This is a genomic window from Cupriavidus sp. GW822-FHT03E04 (assembly GCF_058801495.1).
On sequence record NZ_JBXANI010000071.1, the window covers coordinates 1 to 1,546 of the forward strand.

Consider the following 1,546-nt stretch of genomic DNA (forward strand, 5'->3'; position numbering starts at 1 on the left):
CGACTCGCTGATATGACTTCCATTGTCAATAGGATGTGCAGTTCAGTTTGGATTCATAGGCGCGAGGGAATACCCTGAGGGCGACGTAGCAGTAAGTTCGACGGTGGATCAAGCTGATATCCGCGGGTTGGTTACCGCATTACAGGGTTCCGTCTCGTGAGCCTGCCGCTTTCTTACGCCGCGAATCTGCATAAGCAGTCGCCAAGCGAGGACGCGGGTTACTCTTGTACCGGGCTACGCCGCCTTCAGGAAACTCGTCATTGGTTGCAGGTTGGTTGGTCTGGTTAAGTTGGTTGCCCGCCATGCGGAATCGCCATCGCCATGGCAATGCGCGCAACATCCCAGATGAATCCGGCGAGTTCGCGCGAGACAGCAACCACCGCGACATTGACGTTCTTTCCTCGTGCGGCAAGTTTGCGGAATCGCCTACATAGGCGTAACTGGGCATCCCATGCACGATCGATAATCGGCTTCGGAATACCTTCGTGACGCAACTGAATCGCGGGACTTACCCGGGCCGGGTGCCGGTAACTCCATGCGGCCTCGACCAGCAGCTTCCTCGCGTAGCTGTTCCCCGTTTTGGTGATGCTGCCCAGCCGTCGTGTTTCGCCGGAAGAGTGCTCCGATGGCGTAACACCCAGCCATGCCATGAGCTGCCTTGGATGCTGGAAGCGAGACAGGTCGCCGAGTTCGGCAAGCATCCCCACCGCCGATGTGAACTGAATGCCACGCATGGTTTGCAGCGCCAATACCGCTGGGTAGAACCTCCACCTGATCACCGCCTCGCGCATCGCCGCCTCCAGTCGATCGCACTGCGCCAGCCGATCTTCGATAGTGCGACGATGCTCATCGAATGCGAGTTGCCGCCACTCGTTGTCAAACGAATACTTGCTTAGCCAGCGACGATGCGCAGCGCCCCAGTCCGCGCGTCCAATGTAGTGGATGCCGTGTGTGAGCAAGAAGGATTTCAGACGTTGCCGCGCCTGCTTCAGATCCGTCTTGGCGGACACCCACGCACGGGCAAGATCGCGAAACGCCTCGTCTTCCACAGTTGGGACATAAACGGCGGATAGATCGCCGGCACGCAGCGAACGTACCAGCTTCATGGCGTCACGCCGATCTGTCTTGACGCGCTCGCCGGGTTTCCTTGGAATCAGCGAAGGTGCACACACCATGCACTCAAAGCCATGTCCCATCAATCGCCGGTACAAACCGTACCCGCATGGGCCTGCCTCATAGACAACGCGAACGTGCCTAGCCTTCGATTGCAGTCGTTTGCACAGCCGGTCGATTTCGGTTGGTGATGTTCCGATCTTCCCGAGCAACTCGACCTCACCCAGGTCCACCGCGTATGCAATCGTGATGGATTCCTTGTGGACATCCAACCCAACGTACACCGTGTTATCGTTTCCCATGCTGGCCTCCGTGGCGGAAAACCGTCGAGTCGTGGCCCAGTCCACACTCGTGCGGCTCTGGCAGCAATGCTAACCCGCGTCAACTCCCTGCGGCGGCCAGCACCCCTGCCACGGAAGTCATGCTGACTTAC

At 58.7% G+C, this 1,546-nt stretch carries 1 protein-coding gene; it reads right to left on the reverse strand.

Translation table 11 applies throughout. From position 1 onward, the window contains the following. Positions 1 to 284: 284 nt before the first annotated feature. On the reverse strand, positions 285 to 1,415 hold the full coding sequence (locus AC1RQC_RS40300) for an IS110 family RNA-guided transposase (protein WP_309406788.1): 1,131 nt from the start codon (positions 1,413 to 1,415) through the stop codon (positions 285 to 287). Positions 1,416 to 1,546: the final 131 nt, after the last annotated feature.

Excerpts from the sequence above, each read along its gene's own strand:
- AC1RQC_RS40300 (WP_309406788.1), bottom strand. The coding sequence starts at position 1,415 with ATGGGAAACGATAACACGGTGTACGTTGGGTTGGATGTCCACAAGGAA.